Source organism: Ignavibacteriota bacterium (assembly GCA_016716225.1).
GTDB lineage: Bacteria > Bacteroidota > Ignavibacteria > Ignavibacteriales > Melioribacteraceae.
Genome location: JADJWT010000001.1, coordinates 3,107,884 through 3,125,631 on the forward strand (window position 1 = coordinate 3,107,884; position 17,748 = coordinate 3,125,631).

Annotated in this window: 15 protein-coding genes; all 15 read left to right on the plus strand. The window is 29.9% G+C overall.

The genetic code is table 11. The annotated features are described in order from the left end of the window. The first annotated feature begins 21 nt into the window (after window positions 1-21). Window positions 22-2,724, plus strand: a complete 2,703-nt coding sequence (locus IPM32_13475) for a bifunctional YncE family protein/alkaline phosphatase family protein (protein ID MBK8946262.1) — start codon at window positions 22-24, stop codon at window positions 2,722-2,724. A gap of 396 nt (window positions 2,725-3,120) precedes the next feature. Beyond that, complete coding sequence (locus IPM32_13480; GenBank protein ID MBK8946263.1) at window positions 3,121-4,296, plus strand: exo-alpha-sialidase; 1,176 nt, start codon at window positions 3,121-3,123, stop codon at window positions 4,294-4,296. Between the two features lie 19 nt (window positions 4,297-4,315). Then, window positions 4,316-5,377, plus strand: a complete 1,062-nt coding sequence (locus IPM32_13485; GenBank protein MBK8946264.1) for a galactose mutarotase — start codon at window positions 4,316-4,318, stop codon at window positions 5,375-5,377. A gap of 22 nt (window positions 5,378-5,399) precedes the next feature. Continuing rightward, complete coding sequence (locus IPM32_13490; GenBank protein ID MBK8946265.1) at window positions 5,400-6,419, plus strand: hypothetical protein; 1,020 nt, start codon at window positions 5,400-5,402, stop codon at window positions 6,417-6,419. Window positions 6,420-6,515: 96 nt separating this feature from the next. Further along, window positions 6,516-7,376: a DUF3078 domain-containing protein gene (locus IPM32_13495; GenBank protein ID MBK8946266.1), complete on the plus strand. Its 861-nt coding sequence runs from the start codon at window positions 6,516-6,518 to the stop codon at window positions 7,374-7,376. Between the two features lie 66 nt (window positions 7,377-7,442). Then, window positions 7,443-7,697 (plus strand): glutathione synthetase, encoded by a 255-nt coding sequence (locus IPM32_13500; protein ID MBK8946267.1) that lies wholly within the window; start codon window positions 7,443-7,445, stop codon window positions 7,695-7,697. Between the two features lie 16 nt (window positions 7,698-7,713). Further along, window positions 7,714-8,586, plus strand: coding sequence for a TIM barrel protein (locus tag IPM32_13505; GenBank protein ID MBK8946268.1), 873 nt, complete (start codon window positions 7,714-7,716; stop codon window positions 8,584-8,586). Between the two features lie 40 nt (window positions 8,587-8,626). After that, window positions 8,627-10,411 carry a metallophosphoesterase family protein gene (locus tag IPM32_13510; protein MBK8946269.1) on the plus strand — a complete coding sequence of 595 codons (1,785 nt, stop codon included), beginning with the start codon at window positions 8,627-8,629 and terminating at the stop codon, window positions 10,409-10,411. A 17-nt stretch (window positions 10,412-10,428) separates the two neighbouring features. Then, window positions 10,429-11,202, plus strand: coding sequence for a DUF1080 domain-containing protein (locus IPM32_13515; protein MBK8946270.1), 774 nt, complete (start codon window positions 10,429-10,431; stop codon window positions 11,200-11,202). Between the two features lie 179 nt (window positions 11,203-11,381). Next, a complete protein-coding gene (locus tag IPM32_13520) occupies window positions 11,382-12,653 on the plus strand; it encodes a Gfo/Idh/MocA family oxidoreductase (protein ID MBK8946271.1) in 1,272 nt (423 codons plus the stop codon). Window positions 12,654-12,655: 2 nt separating this feature from the next. Then, window positions 12,656-13,717, plus strand: coding sequence for a PmoA family protein (locus IPM32_13525; GenBank protein ID MBK8946272.1), 1,062 nt, complete (start codon window positions 12,656-12,658; stop codon window positions 13,715-13,717). Window positions 13,718-13,751: 34 nt separating this feature from the next. Beyond that, window positions 13,752-14,399 (plus strand): DUF1080 domain-containing protein, encoded by a 648-nt coding sequence (locus IPM32_13530; GenBank protein ID MBK8946273.1) that lies wholly within the window; start codon window positions 13,752-13,754, stop codon window positions 14,397-14,399. Window positions 14,400-14,439: 40 nt separating this feature from the next. Next, window positions 14,440-14,880, plus strand: a complete 441-nt coding sequence (locus IPM32_13535; GenBank protein ID MBK8946274.1) for a DoxX family membrane protein — start codon at window positions 14,440-14,442, stop codon at window positions 14,878-14,880. Between the two features lie 7 nt (window positions 14,881-14,887). Further along, on the plus strand, window positions 14,888-16,483 hold the full coding sequence (locus tag IPM32_13540; GenBank protein MBK8946275.1) for a Gfo/Idh/MocA family oxidoreductase: 1,596 nt from the start codon (window positions 14,888-14,890) through the stop codon (window positions 16,481-16,483). Window positions 16,484-16,507: 24 nt separating this feature from the next. Continuing rightward, on the plus strand, window positions 16,508-17,524 hold the full coding sequence (locus tag IPM32_13545) for a polysaccharide deacetylase family protein (protein ID MBK8946276.1): 1,017 nt from the start codon (window positions 16,508-16,510) through the stop codon (window positions 17,522-17,524). The last annotated feature ends 224 nt before the right edge of the window (window positions 17,525-17,748 follow it).

The window sequence follows — 17,748 nt, forward strand, 5'->3', positions numbered from 1 at the left end:
TTTGATATAAAGGAAATTTATATGAAAAGAGTATTTGTTATTTGTCTTGCTTTTGTTGCTTTATCATGTTCACAATCACAAAAAATAAAAATATTACAACCACCAGGTTTTGATAAATATTGTCAAATAGTTGAAAATGGTGAATCAGTTTTACCAAGTGGAAGAACAGTAACACCATTTGGTAAAGTATCAAGAATAACTAATGATCCATTCGGTTTAACACTTTCGCCGGATGGTTCAATTGCTTTAGCTGTTCATGATAATGTACTAACATTCATAGAAATTAATTCTGATAGAATTATTAGACTTCCAGATTATGAAGGTAAACATGCCAATCCATTTGAAGGAAAAGGTTCGTATATGGGCGCGGCAATTTTGAAGAATAATTCTTATGCATATTTAAGCGGAGGTGATAGCGGTGACTTGATTTATTTTAATCTAAAAAACCTAAAAAGTGAAAAACGAATTTCATTAAATGGAACTTTTAATAAAATTAAGTATGAGGATAGTTTTGTTGGCGATATAAAACTTTCTGGGGATAATTCAAAACTATTTGTCCTTGATCAATTTAATTTCCGATTTGTAATTGTTGATTTAAAAACTGAAAAAGTTATTCTAAGTTTAAAAGTGGGCAGATTCCCATTGGGATTAGAAATATCAAAAGATGAGAAATTTGCATATGTAGCAAATACCGGAATTTATGATTATCCGTTAGTTCCAGAATTAGATAAAAAAAATATTGAAGAAAAAGGTTTGGACTTTCCTCCTTATGGTGTTCCTTCAAAAGAAGCAGAACATGGTGTTACAATTGATGGTAAATATATTCCCGGTTTGGGAAGTCCACATGTTCCAGAAGCTGTTTCTGTTTGGACAATTGATTTATCGACAAATGAAATAATTGCAAAAGAAAAAACCGGTTATAGAATGGGTGAAATGGTTGAAGGTATTGAAGTTGAAGGCGGTTCAAGCCCAAACTCAATTGCTGCCGGAAAAGAAAAAGTTTTTATAACAAATGCAACGAATGATAACATATCAATTTTAAATCCGAAAACTGGAAAAATTATTAGGATAATAAAATTAAATATTTCAAAAAAGATTGATTCTTTTAGAGGACTCATTCCCTTTGGAATTAAATTAAGTAACGATGAAAAAAAACTTTACGTTGCTTTAAGTGGATTAAATGCAGTTGCAGTTGTTGATGCAATTAGTGAAAAAGTTCTGGGTTACATTCCAACAAGTTGGTTCCCAACAAAACTTGAAATATCCCCTGATGATAAATCTTTGTATGTTGTTACTGCAAGAGGCTATGGCTCTGGTCCAAATGGTGGAAAAGATTTTGTTGTTCCAGTTCAAGGTACGTATGTCGGTGATATAATGTTAGGTTCGTTTGAGAAAATAAATTTAAGTGATGTTGATTTATCAAAATCAACTGATCAAGTAATTAATAATACATTTAGAGAAATTGAAATATCCGATGATGAGAAAAACCCTTTACCGCCATTATCGGGATTAAGAAAAAGTCCGATAAAACATATTGTATATATCACAAAGGAAAATAGAACATTTGATGAAATTTATGGAGAATTAGAAAACGCAAAAGGTGATGTAACTATTGCTAAATATGGTCTTAATGCAACTGTAAGCAATAATGATAAAACTATAACATATGATAAAGTTAACATTATGCCCAATCATCAAAAAGTGGCAAGAGAGTTTGCCGTTAGTGATAATTTTTATTGTGATTCTGATGCTTCAGTTCACGGACATAGATGGATGGTTGGAACTTATCCAAATGAATGGGTAGAATTAAATAGTTCTATGAAAATTTCTCAAAATTTATTTAGTTCCGCACCAGGCAGAAAATTTGTATCGGGTGCTTCCGGAGCTGTATACCCAGAAGATTACAACGAAGCCGGAGGAATGTGGGAACATTTAGCAAGACACGGTATAAACTTTTTTAATTTTGGCTTGGGATTTGAATTTACTGGAGCTGAAGAAGAGCAATGGCATAAATATTCCGGGGTTAAAATGGGAGTAATTTTCCCACTTCCTTTACCTTTGTATAATAGAACTTCAAGAAAATATGCAACATATAATACAAGTATACCGGATCAATTTAGAATTGATATGTTTGAGGAAGAATTAGAAGATAAATGGCTTTCCGGCAAAGAAGAATTTCCTTCATTAATTACTATGATGATTCCAAATGATCATATGTCTGGAGAACGACCACACGATGGTTATCCATATCGTCAATCATATTTAGCTGATAATGATTTAGCATTGGGAAGAGTTTTACAAAAATTAAGTCATACAAAATGGTGGAAAGAAATGTTAATAATTGTTACAGAAGATGATGCTCAAGCCGGTGTTGATCATGTTGATGCACATAGATCTCTATTAATGATGATCAGCCCATGGGTAAAAAGAAATTATGTTTCGAAATCACATGCAAATTTTGGAGCAATTTTAAAAACTATATATTTAATTTTAGATATGCCTCCTCTTAATCAGTTTGATGCAACAGCAACATTACTTCAAGATTTCTTTACTGATAAACCAAATTTTACACCTTACAAAGTTGAAATGGTTGATAAAAGAATTTTTGATCCGCAAAAAGCTCTTGATCCATATGATGTTAAATTTAGATGGGAATCGTTAAATGAGTCACCGGAAATAGATAATGAAGATGATTTTAAGGAAGGTCACTTAAACAATAAATAATTTTCTATTTGGATTATTTATGAGAAATATAATATTTCAAAATGTATTTGCAATTATTTTACTAAATATTGTTAGCTGTAATTTTACTCAGTCAGAATTTATAAAAATAAATGAGTGGCTGAAAGATTAGAAAATTATTGGACCTTTTAAACTTGGTGAAAGTCTAGATAATACTATACATTTACCAGATTTTGAAAAAGATATTCCGATAGATTTTGGCTGTGAAAAGAATTTCAAATATGATGGAACTTATGAAAAAATCATTAAGATTGTTAAACGTGAAGTAATAACTCATTTTGCTGAAGCAGGTAAACCGCATGTTGAAGCTTTTCATAAGCAAATAATAAATGCAAAATAATTTTAATGAATGAAATAAAATTCTTATTTGGAGTAAATATGAAATTTTTAATTCTTCTTGTAATTACTTTTTCATTAAATATCCTTTTAGTAGCACAAAATAAAATTATTGAAAAAAATATTTTTCCTTTTCAAGAAAAACATGTTCATTCGAGTTCAATTGTAGAATTACCCAATGGCGATTTGCTTTCTTGCTGGTTTCAAGGTAGTGGCGAAAGATGGGCAAATGATGTTGTAATTAATGGAGCAAGATTAAAAAAAGGCGAAATGAATTGGAGCAAACCTTTTTTAATGGCTGATACACCAAATCATCCGGATTGCAATCCGATGTTGTTTTTAAATCCCGAAAATGAATTATTTTTGTTTTGGATTGTTGTGCAAGCAAATAAATGGGAAACTTCAATTCTAAAATTTAAATCAACAAAAAAATATTCTGGGAATGTTGCTCCCGAATGGGAATGGCAAGATATTATTTTATTTACACCGGATGATAATTTCGCGAAAACAATTGAAGATCAATTTAATTCAAATGAAGGATCCGAAATGGTTTATGCAGAATATGCTCCCAAATATGAAACTATGATTATTGAAGCTGCTAAAGATAATAAGAAAAGAACAATTGGCTGGATGACAAGAACTCACCCAACAATTTTAAATAATGGAAGAATTTTAATGCCAATATATTCTGATGGATTTAATTTAGCAATGATTGCAATCTCTGATGATAATTGCAAAACTTGGACAAACAGTTTGCCAATTGTTGGACGAGGAAATAGTCAGCCAAGTATTGTACAAAAAAATGATGGTTCACTTGTAGCATTTATGAGAAATGACGGAGATTATCCGGGAAGCATTATGCAAAGTTTTTCAAATGATAATGGAGTAAGTTGGAGTTATTCTCAAAAAACTGAAATTCCAAATCCAGGCTCAAGTTTGGAAGCTCTAAAATTAAAAAGCGGAAACTGGTTATTAATTTTCAATGACACAGTTGAAGGAAGACATCAGCTTGCTGCAGCACTTTCTGATGATGAAGGTAAAACTTGGTACTGGAAAAGGTATATTGAAAAATCAGAAAAGGGAAAAGGTTCTTTTGCTTACCCATCAGTAATTCAAACAAATGATGAAAAAATTCATTTAACTTATTCTTATCACTTATCTGAAATGCAAAGAACAATTAAACATGTTTCATTTGATGAAAATTGGGTAAAAGAGTAAAGTAAATTTTAAGAGAATTATGAATATCGAAAAAAAACTTTGGGGTTTCTCAAAAAAATCTGAAAAAATATATTTATTCACATTAACAAATGATAATGGAATTAAAATTAATATTTCAAACTATGGAGGAATAATTCAGTCATTAATTACTCCAAATAAATTTGGAAAGTTTGAAGATATTGTTTTGGGTTATGATAATTTGGAAGACTATCTAAAACGAACTCCATACTTTGGTGCAATTTGCGGAAGATACAGCAATCGTATAAGTAAATCTAGTTTTATTATTGATGGAACAAAATATAATTTATCTACAAATGAAGGTGAGAACCATTTGCATGGCGGATTTACTGGCTTTGATAAAGTTGTTTGGAAGTATGAAGAAAATTCTTCAAATGAAAATACTTCAGTAAATTTATTTTATTTGAGTAAAGATGGAGAAGAAGGTTATCCAGGAAATTTGGAAACAAAAGTTATTTATTCCTTAAATAAGGATAATGAACTAATTATTGAATATTCTGCGACAACTGATAAATCAACTCATGTTTGCTTAACGAATCATACTTATTTTAATTTATCCGGCGATTTTCAAAATACAATTTTAGATCATAAAGTTTGGATAAATGCTGATAAATATATTCCGATTGATAATTTAGCAATTCCGTTTGGAACAATAAAATCAGTATCTGAAACTCCATTTGATTTTATGAATTCTACAAAAATTGGTGAAAGAATAAATTCTAAAGATGATCAATTGAAAAATGGATTTGGCTATGATCATTGTATGGTATTTAAAAATTTTGATGGAAGTTTAAAACATCAAGCAAATCTTTATGAACAAAATAGCGGAAGATTAGTTGAAATGTTTACAACAGAACCAGCTGTTCAATTATACTCCGGAAATCATTTAGAAGAAACTTTTATTGGGAAGAATGAAGTTAAGTATTTAAAGAGAACCGGAGTTTGTTTGGAAACTGAGCATTTCCCAAATTCACCAAATCAACCGAATTTTCCTTCAACATTACTTAAACCGGGAGAAATTTATTCTTCAAAAACTATATATAAATTTTCAACAATAAAATAAAATCAAAAATTATGGATTTATTATGCAAACAAGTTTGGAAAGATTTAAAGAAATATTTACTAAAATAAATGAAATAAAAATTGGTTTATATGGCGACTTTTGTCTCGATGTTTATTGGATTTTAGATCCGAGAGGTTCTGAAATATCACTTGAAACCGGATTGCAGGCTCAAGCAGTAAAAAAGCAAAATTATTCTCTTGGTGGAGCTTCAAATGTTGCCGCAAATATTGCCGCTTTAAAACCAAAGGAATTAAGACTTTTTGGAATTTATGGAAATGATGTTTTTGGTGCAGAAATGATTTCTCAGTTAAAATACTTGAATGCAAATATTGATGGTTTTGTACAACAGACCGAAAATTTCGATTCTTATACATTTTCAAAATTGATTTTGAATGGAAAAGAGCAACCAAGAATTGATTTCGGAACTTATAATATTAGGTCCAAAAATTCTGATGATACATTGCTTGAAAATATTAAAAACTCTATAGATGATTTAGATATTTTTGTAATTAATCAACAAGTTCCGGGAAGTATAACAAATCTCAGATTTATAGATGGATTAAACGAAATTATTACAAACAATCCGAATAAGACTTTCATTTTGGACTCACGACATTTTGCATCAAAATTTAAGAATGTTTGTTATAAAGTAAATAATAAAGAAGCTTCATTTTTGGCATTCAATAATTATCTTGAAGATCGAGAATTGGCTCCGGATGAATTAAAGAAAATTGCAACTGAATTGAACTCAAAAACCAAAAAACCGGTTTTTATAACTCGAGGAGAAAATGGAATTATTGCATTTGATAAAACTGGATTCTTTGAAACTCCCGGAATAAAATTAGATTGTGAATTGGATATCGTCGGCGCAGGCGATACAGTTTTTTCTGCAATTGCATGTGCTTTAGGTTCAAAATGTACACTTCAAGAAACAATAGAATTAGCAAATCTAGCTGCAGCAGTAACAGTTCAAAAATTATTTCAAACCGGAACAGCAAATGAAGAAGAAATTATTGATTTATTATGTAAAAAAAAGTTATAAATTTGTTTCTAATACTCTTTAATTGACATTATGCAAATGATTGTTTATCTTTAACTTAAGTAAACAATCGATTGCATTTCTAAAGATTTATACATCATGAAAAGTTTAGTTAAAAAATTTTTAAACATTACAATATTTAATTTTCTAATAATCCTAAATTTATTTTCGCAAACTTCAGATACAACAAATTATAAATGGGTTCCAAGTTTAATTGGTGGATTAAATTTTAGTCAAATTGCATTTAGTAATTGGACAAAAGGCGGCGAAAATTCTCTTACTTGGACACTAAATATGGATTTTAATCTAAACTATGAAGATGAAGTTTTAGGTTTTAAAACAAAATTCCGTTCGTTGTACGGAAGAACAAAATTTAATGGTAATGATATTAGAACAAATGAAAATGAAATTTATTTAGATCAAATTCTTTCATATCATGCAAATTGGAAAGTTGATCCATTTTTTAGTAATTCCCTAAGAACACAATTAACTACCGGATTTGATTATACTGGACCAACACCAGTAAAAGTTTCGGATTTTTTTGATCCGGCAATTATTACACAAAGCTTAGGTTTTACGTATGATAGACTTTCTGCATTGCAAACAAGATTGGGAATTGCACTTCAACATACAACTGCTGAGAATTATAGAAAATATACAAACGATGTGGAAACAATAGATAAGGAAGAATCTTATAAATTTGAAACTGGTTTTGAAAGTGTAACCAATGCGAAATTCAATTTGGATGATAATATTGTTGCTGAATCCAATTTAATATTATTTACAAGATTTGAAGAAATTGATGTTTGGGATGTAAGATGGGATAATAAAATGGTAGCCAAAGTTAATAGCTGGCTGAATGTAAGTTTTACATATAATTTTATTTTCAAAAAATCTGAATCAATTATGGCTCAGATGAAAGAATCCTGGCAAATGGGAATTAGTTATAACTTTATATAAAACTTTTCAAATTTATTTCAAAAACTACCACTAAATATTTTTGCTTAAATTTTGTAAAAGGGAATTATGGGAATTGCTGAAATTGTTGGTTATATGGCAGCATCAATAGGGGCTTTAATTTTTGTTCCTCAAGCAATTCAAACAATTAAAACCAGAAACACAAGATCTCTTTCTCTTCCTACATTTATTTTAATTTCACTTAATAATATTCTTTGGATGACTTACGGAATATTAACATCAGATGCCGCAATAATACTTTCTCAAGTTTTTGTTCTTCCGTTGGGTTTGCTGATTTTAATTTATAAGTTTAAATATGGTTAATGTTTTGAGTTTATTAATGAAAAATAGAATTTCACGGAAAGAATTTATAAAATATTTATCTGCTTCATCTACTGCATTATTGATTCCCGGTTTCAATTCAATTTCTGAGAACAATAATAAAAATTCAATGAAACTTGGTCTTGTTACTTATCAATGGGGAAAAGATTGGGATATTATTTCATTAATAAAAAATTGTGAACTTGCCGAAATTTATGGTGTTGAATTACGTGTTGAACACGCTCATAAAGTGGATATAAATTTATCAAAATTTGAAAGAAAAGAAGTAAAAAAAAAGTTTTCGGATAGCAAAGTTAAAATTCTGGGAATGGGAACAAATCAGCAATTTGATTATATGGATCAAAACGAATTACGAAACTCTATTGAAATTACGAAAGAATTTATAAAACTAAGCTATGATATTGGTGGAAGCGGTGTTAAAGTTAAGCCAAATGGATTTCATAAGGAAATCCCTAAAGAAAATACTATTGAACAAATAGGAAAATCTTTACACGAATTAGGTATGTTTGCAGAAAATTTTAATCAACAAATTAGACTTGAAGTTCACGGAAAAGAAACACAAGAATTACCAAATATTAAAGAAATTATGGATATTGCAAAACATCCAAATGTAAAAGTATGTTGGAATTCAAATCCGGAGGACTTAATTGGCGATGGTTTGGAATACAATTTCAATCTGGTTAAAAAATATTTAGGCGATACTGTTCATATTAGGGAATTAAATATTGGTGATTATCCTTACAACCAATTATTTACTTTACTAAAAAAAGAAAACTACAATGGATGGATATTATTGGAATGCAGAACTGAACCGGTTGATAAAGTTAAAGCGTTGATTGAACAAAGGCATATTTGGGAAAAAATGATCTAATAACAATCAAATTGTTTTAATAAAAAATGAAAGTATGAGTATGTTTATATTTAAGAGTAAAGCTCAAATATTAATTATTTTCTTATGTATAAGTTTTTGGATAAATGCTCAAAGTGAAAGATTAGTTAAAAATGTTATTGATGATTTAGTTACAAAATTGTACAATGAATTTTCCGAAGCTGAATTGGCAAATCTTAATGAAGAAAAAATAATATCACTTTTAACACAAAATGATTTAGAGATTCTTGCAACAAAACATTGGATGTTTGATGTGAATGTTCCAGTTGTTGTTTCAATTATGCAAGATAAATCACAATCAACAATTCCGTTTTGGTTGATTGAATCCAGCTTTACAAAAACTGAGCTTGAAGTTAAAAATGAACATTCCAACTATATAGTTTGGCAGAAAAAGTTTTCAATTGGGAGAGTCAATTTGGGAATAAATGGTTTTGATAAACATAGACCACATTATTTTGTTTCTGTACAACCTCAGAATAAATTTGATAAACTTGAAATATTAAATTGCTATCCGGAAAATCAATTTATTTCTTTAATGGATATCGGTTCATTTACTTATCACGATTGGGATGAATTAGTTTTAACTGAAGTTCCGGGAAGTTTAAAAGGTGGTAAATTATTAACAACAGTTCGAGGAAGAGCAAGAGAAGCACATCTGATAAATGCATTTCGTAAAACTGAATTTCCGTCATCCGAAAAACCGGATCAAATAATTTTAACATGGAGCGGAAATCCTTCATCATCTCAATCAATACAATGGAGAACAAATAATTCAATAAATAATGGTGTTGTAAGATATTGGTTAAAAGATAATAATCCGCAATCTGAATTTCTTGAAAAAATTGCAAATGTAAAAATAATTGAGGACAGACTTCTTCAAAATGATAGATATATAAATCATTTTACAGCAGAATTGGAAAATTTACAATCTGGAAAAACATATAATTATATTGTTGGAAATAAAGAGAAAAATATTTGGAGCGATACCGCTGAATTTAAAACTGCTTCAAATTCGGAAAACTCGTTTTCGTTTGTTTATTTTGGAGATACACACAAATCAAAGGGATTTGGTGAACTTGTTGAAATTGCTCATGAGAATAATCCTAATGCGGCATTTTATTCAATTGGCGGAGATTTGGTAAGCACAGGTTTACACAGAGATGAGTGGGATTTATTATTCAATTATTCATCAAAAGTTTTTAAGAATAAACCGCTAATGCCAACGCTCGGAAATCATGATAGTCAAGATGGACTTGGTTCTTGGATGTATCAAGATTTATTTAATTTTCCCAAAAATGGTCCTGATAATTTGCCTTTAGAAACTACGTATAGTTTTGAATATCAAAATACCTTTTACTTAATGATTGATGTAACTGCTCCATTTAAAATGCATACAAAATGGATTGAAAAGCAATTAAGTGAATCTAATGCTATATGGAAATTTGTGATGATACATTTTCCACCATATTCTAATGATGAAGTTTATCCAGTAATTAAAAAGGAATGGTGTAGTTTATTTGATCAATATCATGTTGATATAGTTTTTAGCGGTCACGTTCATTATTATATGAGATCAAAACCAATGTTTAATAATCGGCCGGTAAATTCAGCTTCAGATGGAACCATATATGTTATTTCAATATCAACAAATGATAATGATAGACCTCGCGAAATGGAAGATTATGTTGAAGTTCAGTTTGGGGGTGAATATTTGTATAATCTTATAAATATAGAAAATAATAAGTTAGAATTTAAAGCAATAAATCAAGAAGGAAAAATTCTTGATAATTTTAGTATTACAAAATAGTTTAGCTGGAGAAATTTATGTTTGTGAAATTACTTTGCTTAATTTGCAGTTTGTTGATTTTATCATGTTCAACATTTGTAAATAAAGTTGAAAAAAATAGTTCGAATAATTTGAATATTTTATCCGAAAGTGAAATAGAAGATGGATGGGAATTATTATTTGACGGAAAAACATTTAATGGTTGGAAAGGAATAGGAATTGATTCAATTCCAAGTGGACATTGGAAAATTGAAAATGGTTGCATTAGAAAAATTAAAAGTGGTGATGTTCCTTTAAGAGCAGATGGCCAACCTTTAAAGGGCGGTGATTTAATTTCAAGAAACAAATTTGAAAATTTTGAATTAATATTTGAATGGAAGATTAGCGAAAACGGAAATAGCGGAATTAAATATAATGTTGATGAAAACTATTCAATAATAAATGGCTCCTCCAATGCACTTGGTTTTGAATATCAAGTTTTAGATGATGAAAAAAATACTGATAATGCAATTCCATCGCACAGATCAGGTTCCTTATACGATTTAATTGAAGCAAAAGACAAAACACTGAAACCGGTTGGTGAATTTAATTCTGCAAAAATTATATTTACTGGAAATCACGGCGAACATTGGCTTAACGGTAAAAAAGTTGTTGAATATGAATTGGATTCGAAAGAATTTTTTGAATTATTTATGAAAAGTAAATATTCCAAACATGATGATTTTATCAAGCACAAAATTGCTCATATTGTTTTACAAGATCATGGAAGTGATTGTTGGTATAGAAATATTAAGATCAAAATACTAAAATAATTTTATTTGAATTACTTATTTATCTTTTAATAAAAAGTGAGGTAACATTGAAAACCAACAGAAGAGAATTTATTAAAAAAGTCGGATTAGGCACAGCCGCAATTACGGTTGGTCAATCATTAGTTAATACAACTTCAACAATTGCTAAATCAGAATCAAAAATTATAGTAACCGATGCAATGCATTATAACAGAATTATTGGAGCAAATGATAGAGTTAGAGTTGGTGTAATTGGTTTCTCCGGAAGATTTAGAGGGTCATTAAGTAAAGCTTTTAATGCTCATTCAAAAAATTTAAATATGGAATTTGTTGCTGTTTCAGATATTTGGAATAAAAGAAGAGATGAAGGAGTAGCATATTTATCCGAAATGCAAGGTACAAAAATTACTGGTTACAGAAATAATGAAGAACTTTATGAAAAATCGGAAACTGATGCTGTAATTATTAGTACAGCTGATTTTCAACATGCATATCATGCCACTGAAGCTGTTAAATCCGGAAGAGATGCTTATGTAGAAAAACCTTTAGCAGAATCTATGGATGATAATATTATGGTTCTTAAAGCTGTTAATGAAACCGGAAAAATTGTTCAACTTGGCTCGCAAAGAAGAAGTGGTAATAATTATCAAACTGCAGAAAAATATATTAAATCTGGAAAATTTGGTCCAATAAAAATTGTTGAAATGTCTTGGAATGTAAATCAGCCAGATAGATGGCGGCTTCCCGATGTTGTTGCCGGTTTAAAAGAAACAGATGTAGATTGGAATAGATTTTTAATAAATCGTGAAAAAGTTCCTTTTAATCCACGAATTTATTGTGAGTATAGATTATTCTGGCCTTATTCTTCTGGCATTCCTGGGCAATGGATGGTTCATCAAATTGATACAGTTCATTGGTTTACTGGTTTTAATTATCCTTTGAATGTTATTGCAAGTGGCGGGATTTATATGTGGAATGACGGTAGGAAAAATGCCGATACTTTAACTGCAATTTTAGAATATGGTCCATCAAACGATCCAGATCCGACTAAGAGATTCCAAGTAGTTTATTCATCTAGATTTACAAATTCAGCCGGTGGAGTAAAAGAAATTTATTATTCAAATGGTGGTGAATTAAATTTGGATACCAATAAAGTTACATCCAATGGGGGTTTAACGAAATCTCACGCGGAAAAATATCCTGAGTTTGGTTTAAAAGAAAATCTCTTAGCTGATTTTAATTTGGCAGAAACCGCTTCACAAGTTGTTACAAGCGCAAATACCGGAACCGATTCTGATACAACAAATCATATGCTAAATTGGATGGAATGTTTAAGAAGCAGAAAACAACCAAATGCTCCAATAGAAGCTGGTTATAATCATTCGGTTGCAAGTTTAATGGTTACAGAATCCTTGTTGAGAGGTAAAAAAGTAAAGTTTGATGAATCAGAACAAAAAATAGTGGATGCATAATTATGAAACTAAAAATAATATTTTTAAGTATTTCTGCAATGTTACTACTAAGTTGTGCCAATAACAATTTAAATCAATCAATGAATCATATAGAAATTGTTGATAATAAAGATTCAAAAAAAATTGATGTTTTGATTGATGGAAATCTTTTCACATCTTATATCTATGATGATAAAATTTCGGTATTAAAAAAGACTGTTTTATTTCCATTAATTTCTGCAAATGGAGTTGCTGTTACTAGAGGATTTCCGCTTTATCCAAAACCAAAAGAACGTGTTGATCATCCTCACCACATTGGGGCTTGGTTTAATTACGGAGATGTAAATGGATTGGATTTTTGGAATAATTCCGATGCAATTTCCGAAGAACGAAAAAAAGAAATGGGTACAATCCGACATGGTGAAATTCTGCAAATGCAAAACGGAAATGGAAAAGGTCAATTAGTTATTTCTGCAAATTGGTTAAAACCGGATGGAGAAATCTTACTAAAAGAAAAAACAAATTTAAATTTTATTGCTAATACGGATGCAAGAATTATTGATAGAGAAGTTACATTAACAGCGCAAAAAGAAACGGTTCTTTTCAAAGATAATAAAGAAGGAATGATTGCGATTCGTGTTGCACGGCAGTTAGAGCATCCGAGTAATGAACCGGTAACTTTAAGTGATTCATACGGAAAAAAAACAGATGTTCCAGTTTTAGATAATACCGGAGTTAGTGGTCATTATGTTAGTAGTGAAGGAATTGAAGGCGATGATGTTTGGTCAACACGTGCACGTTGGGTTTCATTAAGTGGAACAATTGATGAAAAGGAAGTTACAGTTGTAATTTTTGATAATCCTGAAAATGTTGGGTTTCCAACATATTGGCATGCGCGTGGATATGGACTTTTCGCCGCTAATCCTTTAGGTCAAAAAGCTTTCAGCAAAGGAAAAGAAGAGTTAAATTTTAAATTAGATTCTGGTAAATCTGTAACTTTTAATTATAGAATATTAATTCAAAATGGAAAACTTAGTAAAGAAAAAATTGAAGAGTGTTATAATAATTTTTCAAAAACTAACTAATAAGGAATAAGTAATGCTGAAAAAATATTTATTGATGATTTGCTTATTTTCGCTTGGCTTTACCGGAAATAAATTAAACATGGAATGGGAATATTTGTTTAATGGTAAAAATTTAGATGGATGGGAAAAACGCGGTGGTGAAGCAATTTATGAAATTGAAGATAATATGATAGTTGGAATTTCCGGGAAGAATACACCAAACACTTTTTTATGCACCACGCAGAACTATGCAAATTTTATTTTTGAAGTTGAATTTTTAGTAGATGATAGAATGAATTCCGGAATACAAATAAGAAGCAATAGCATTGAATCATATATGAATGGAAGAGTTCACGGATATCAAATTGAAATTGATCCATCTGAAAGAGCATGGAGTGCGGGAATTTATGATGAAGCAAGACGCGGCTGGCTTTACGATCTAAGAAATAATGAAGCTGCGCGCAAAGCATTTATTCATAATGATTGGAATAAACTTCATATTGAGGCAATGGGAAATTCAATTAAAACTTGGCTAAACGGAGTTCCGGCCGCTAATTTGCAAGATTCTTTAACTAAGGATGGATTTATTGCTCTGCAAGTTCATCAAATGGAAACGCCGGGTGTAAAAATTAAATGGAAAAATATTAGAATAATGGATTTGGGAACTAATACTCAATTCCCTCAATTAATTGAAACGAATTAGTTAATTTTCCATTTTAATTTTTTATTTAGAATTATTTGTTATGAAATACTCGATTATTCAAACTGCAGTTTTGCTGATTTTACGATTAGTGCTCGGTTATCATTTCTTGTATGAAGGAATTGATAAATTATTAAATGAAACTTGGACATCTGCGCCATTTCTATTACAAGCAAATTGGATTTATACTGATTTCTTTCATTCGCTTGCCAACAACCAAACTTATTTAAGAATTACGGATTTGCTAAACATTTGGGGACAAATTCTTATTGGAATAAGTTTAATAATAGGACTCTACTCAAAAGTTGCTGCATATTTTGGAGCTTTTCTTTTATTTATGTATTACATAACTGTTCCGCCATTTCTAAATAACCAAATGTTAATCGATAAAAATGTAATAGAATTTTTATGTTTTTTAGTAATTGCAATTTTTCCAACAAGTCAAATTTTTGGAATTGATTTTTTGTTAAAAAAAACAAAATGAGTTACAAATGTTAGAGAATGATTCATCTGAAAATAAAAAAGTTTCGAGACGAGATTTATTAAAAGGACTCTCGACTGTTCCAATTCTTGGTGTATTTGCTTATGATTATTGGAAAAAGAAATCGTTTGAAAGATTAAAAGATAAAGCTGTTCATCTTAACTTAGGATTAAGCAAAGATTCTCCTAAAGTTATTTCAAATAATAACGAAAAAAGTTTAGGCGATGTTATAAAAATTGGAATTATTGGAGTTGGCGGAAGAGGAATTGCATTATTAAAAGCCGCCGGATTTGTTGATCCAAGTGAATATAATAGTTTAAGCAAAAAAGCAAAAAGTGGTGATGAAAGTGCAAAATCAAGAATTGCTTCTTATCAAAATCAAACATTATTAAATGTTCAAATTATTGGAATTTGCGATGTTTTTGATATGAGAGCTGAGAAAGCAATCACAATTGCATCAAATGGAATTCAGCCAAACAGCGAACCGATAAATTTAAAAAATGTTAAAAGATATTTGCGATATCAAGATTTGCTTGCCAATCCGGAAATTGATGCAGTAATTATTGCAACACCGGATTTTCATCATGCGCAAATGACTATTGACGCAGTAAATTCCGGTAAACATGTTTATTGTGAAAAAGCAATGACTTTAACAGAAGATGAACTTAATAAAGTTTATGAAACTGTGAAGAATAGTAAAATTGTTTTTCAATTAGGTCATCAAAACAGTAAGAATGAAACTTTTAAAAAAGCGAAAGAAATTATTGATAAAAATCTTCTCGGCAAAGTTACTTTAGTTGAAACAACAACAAACCGAAATAGTAAAGAAGGCGCTTGGATTAGACATCTTGATTCAAGTGGGAAACCAAAACCAGGATCACCAAAAACAATTGATTGGGATCAATGGCTTGGGAATACTCCAAAAATTCCATTTAGTCTGGAAAGATATTACGGATGGGCTCGCTGGTTTTCTTATGATACCGGACTTGCCGGGCAATTGTTTTCTCACGAAGTTGATGCGCTAAATCAAATAATGGGATTTGGAATTCCTAAATCTGTAACATCTTCCGGAGGAATTTATTTTTTCAAAGAAGATCGTGATATGCCGGATACGTTTCAATCAGTTTTAGAATTTCCGGATCGTCAATTTACAATGTTGTATTCAGCTTCACTTGCAAATAGCAGATCTCGTGGAAGAGTTTTTATGGGACATGATGCAAGTATGGAAGTCGGCGGAGATCTAAAATTAATTGCAAATGATGATTCAACACAATTTAAAGATAAAATTTCTAACGGAATTATAGATCCTTCCAAACCATTTTATACTTTCCCGGAAATTTCAAAATTAAAAATTGATGGAGTAACATCTGCAACAGAAAAATATTATGCCGAGCGAGGATTGATTGATACAAATATAAATGGAAAAAATATTGATATCACACATTTGCATGTAAAAGAATGGATTGATGTAATTCGTAATGGAGGCAAAACCGGATGCGATATAGAAAAAGCATTTATCGATACTGTTTCTGTTTTAATGGTTCACAAATCATACGTAGAAAATAGAAAAGTGGAATGGGATCCGATAAATAAGAAAATTATATAATTAAAAATTTTTCTTTGGAATAAAATGAAAAACATTTTTAAATTCAAAATTCATAAAAACAATATTGTAATAATTATGTTATTTACAATTTTTTCTTTATTAGCTTGTTCAGATAGTGAATCATTAATTGCTCAAGAATTAAAAGGAAATAATTGGGCAGAAAAATTAGGTTTTCCGGAAGGGAAAAAAGTTTTAATTTTTCATGCGGATGATGTTGGAATGTGTGAAGAAGCAAATACTGCAGCAATCGCATATCTTGAAAAAAGTGAAATTCTAAGTGCAGCAATTATGGTTCCTTGTCCGAATGCAAATAATGCAATTTTGTGGGCTGCAAATAATAGAAATAAAGATATTGGTTTGCATTTAACTTTAACAAGTGAATGGAAAACTTATAGATGGGGAACTGTTGCTGATTCCAATTTAGTTCCTGGTTTGCTTGATGAACAAAATAAAATGTACAGAAGTGTTGAAGAAGTTATAGCAAATGCAACTCCGACTGAAGTTGAAAAAGAAATTAGAGCACAAATAGATAAGGCAGTTTCTTTGGGAATGAAACCAAATCATATTGATACTCATATGGGAACTCTTTATGGCTCAGCGGCATTTGTGAATGTTTTTTTTAGAGTTGCAGAAGAATACAATATTCCGGCAAATGCAATTGATTTATCTAAAGCTGAAGTTGCCGAACATTTTAGAAGTGCTGGTTATCCGATTGATGAAAATGTTATTCAATCTGTAAATGAATATAAATTGCCAAAGTTAGATTTCTTTTCAAGTGTGCCAAACGGAAATACTTATGAAGAAAAAAGAGAAAACTTTTTCAATCATATTAAGGAATTGCCCGCCGGTTTAACTGAAATAATTTTCCATCCTTCAATTGAATCTGAAAATTTAAAGAATATTACAAATTCTTGGCAGCAAAGAGTTTGGGAAGCTCAATTATTTTCTGATCCAGTTGTAAAACAATTTTTAATTGATGAGGAAATTGTATTTACGAATTGGAAAGAAATTATGGAAAAATTCAATTCTTTTATAAAATAGTAAAATCCTATACCTAATATTTGTAATTGTTTTTGAAGAAGATTTTGCAATGTTATTTCATAAAAATTGTACAAAAATTTAAATTGTATTAAAAATCTCACCATTGTTATTTGAAGATAAACAAACGATTGTCTAAATTATAATTGATATTTGATAAATTATAAGATTTCAAATTTCACTAAAATTTTTTAATAAATTGTTTCTAAAATTTTCATTTATTCTTA

Bases quoted from the DNA above. Each gene is read 5' to 3' on its own strand.
- IPM32_13475 (MBK8946262.1), top strand. From the start codon at position 22: ATGAAAAGAGTATTTGTTATTTGTCTTGCTTTTGTTGCTTTATCATGT.
- IPM32_13480 (MBK8946263.1), top strand. From the start codon at position 3,121: ATGAAATTTTTAATTCTTCTTGTAATTACTTTTTCATTAAATATCCTT.
- IPM32_13485 (MBK8946264.1), top strand. From the start codon at position 4,316: ATGAATATCGAAAAAAAACTTTGGGGTTTCTCAAAAAAATCTGAAAAA.
- IPM32_13490 (MBK8946265.1), top strand. From the start codon at position 5,400: ATGCAAACAAGTTTGGAAAGATTTAAAGAAATATTTACTAAAATAAAT.
- IPM32_13495 (MBK8946266.1), top strand. From the start codon at position 6,516: ATGAAAAGTTTAGTTAAAAAATTTTTAAACATTACAATATTTAATTTT.
- IPM32_13500 (MBK8946267.1), top strand. From the start codon at position 7,443: ATGGGAATTGCTGAAATTGTTGGTTATATGGCAGCATCAATAGGGGCT.
- IPM32_13505 (MBK8946268.1), top strand. From the start codon at position 7,714: ATGAAAAATAGAATTTCACGGAAAGAATTTATAAAATATTTATCTGCT.
- IPM32_13510 (MBK8946269.1), top strand. From the start codon at position 8,627: ATGTTTATATTTAAGAGTAAAGCTCAAATATTAATTATTTTCTTATGT.
- IPM32_13515 (MBK8946270.1), top strand. From the start codon at position 10,429: ATGTTTGTGAAATTACTTTGCTTAATTTGCAGTTTGTTGATTTTATCA.
- IPM32_13520 (MBK8946271.1), top strand. From the start codon at position 11,382: ATGCATTATAACAGAATTATTGGAGCAAATGATAGAGTTAGAGTTGGT.
- IPM32_13525 (MBK8946272.1), top strand. From the start codon at position 12,656: ATGAAACTAAAAATAATATTTTTAAGTATTTCTGCAATGTTACTACTA.
- IPM32_13530 (MBK8946273.1), top strand. From the start codon at position 13,752: ATGATTTGCTTATTTTCGCTTGGCTTTACCGGAAATAAATTAAACATG.
- IPM32_13535 (MBK8946274.1), top strand. From the start codon at position 14,440: ATGAAATACTCGATTATTCAAACTGCAGTTTTGCTGATTTTACGATTA.
- IPM32_13540 (MBK8946275.1), top strand. From the start codon at position 14,888: ATGTTAGAGAATGATTCATCTGAAAATAAAAAAGTTTCGAGACGAGAT.
- IPM32_13545 (MBK8946276.1), top strand. From the start codon at position 16,508: ATGAAAAACATTTTTAAATTCAAAATTCATAAAAACAATATTGTAATA.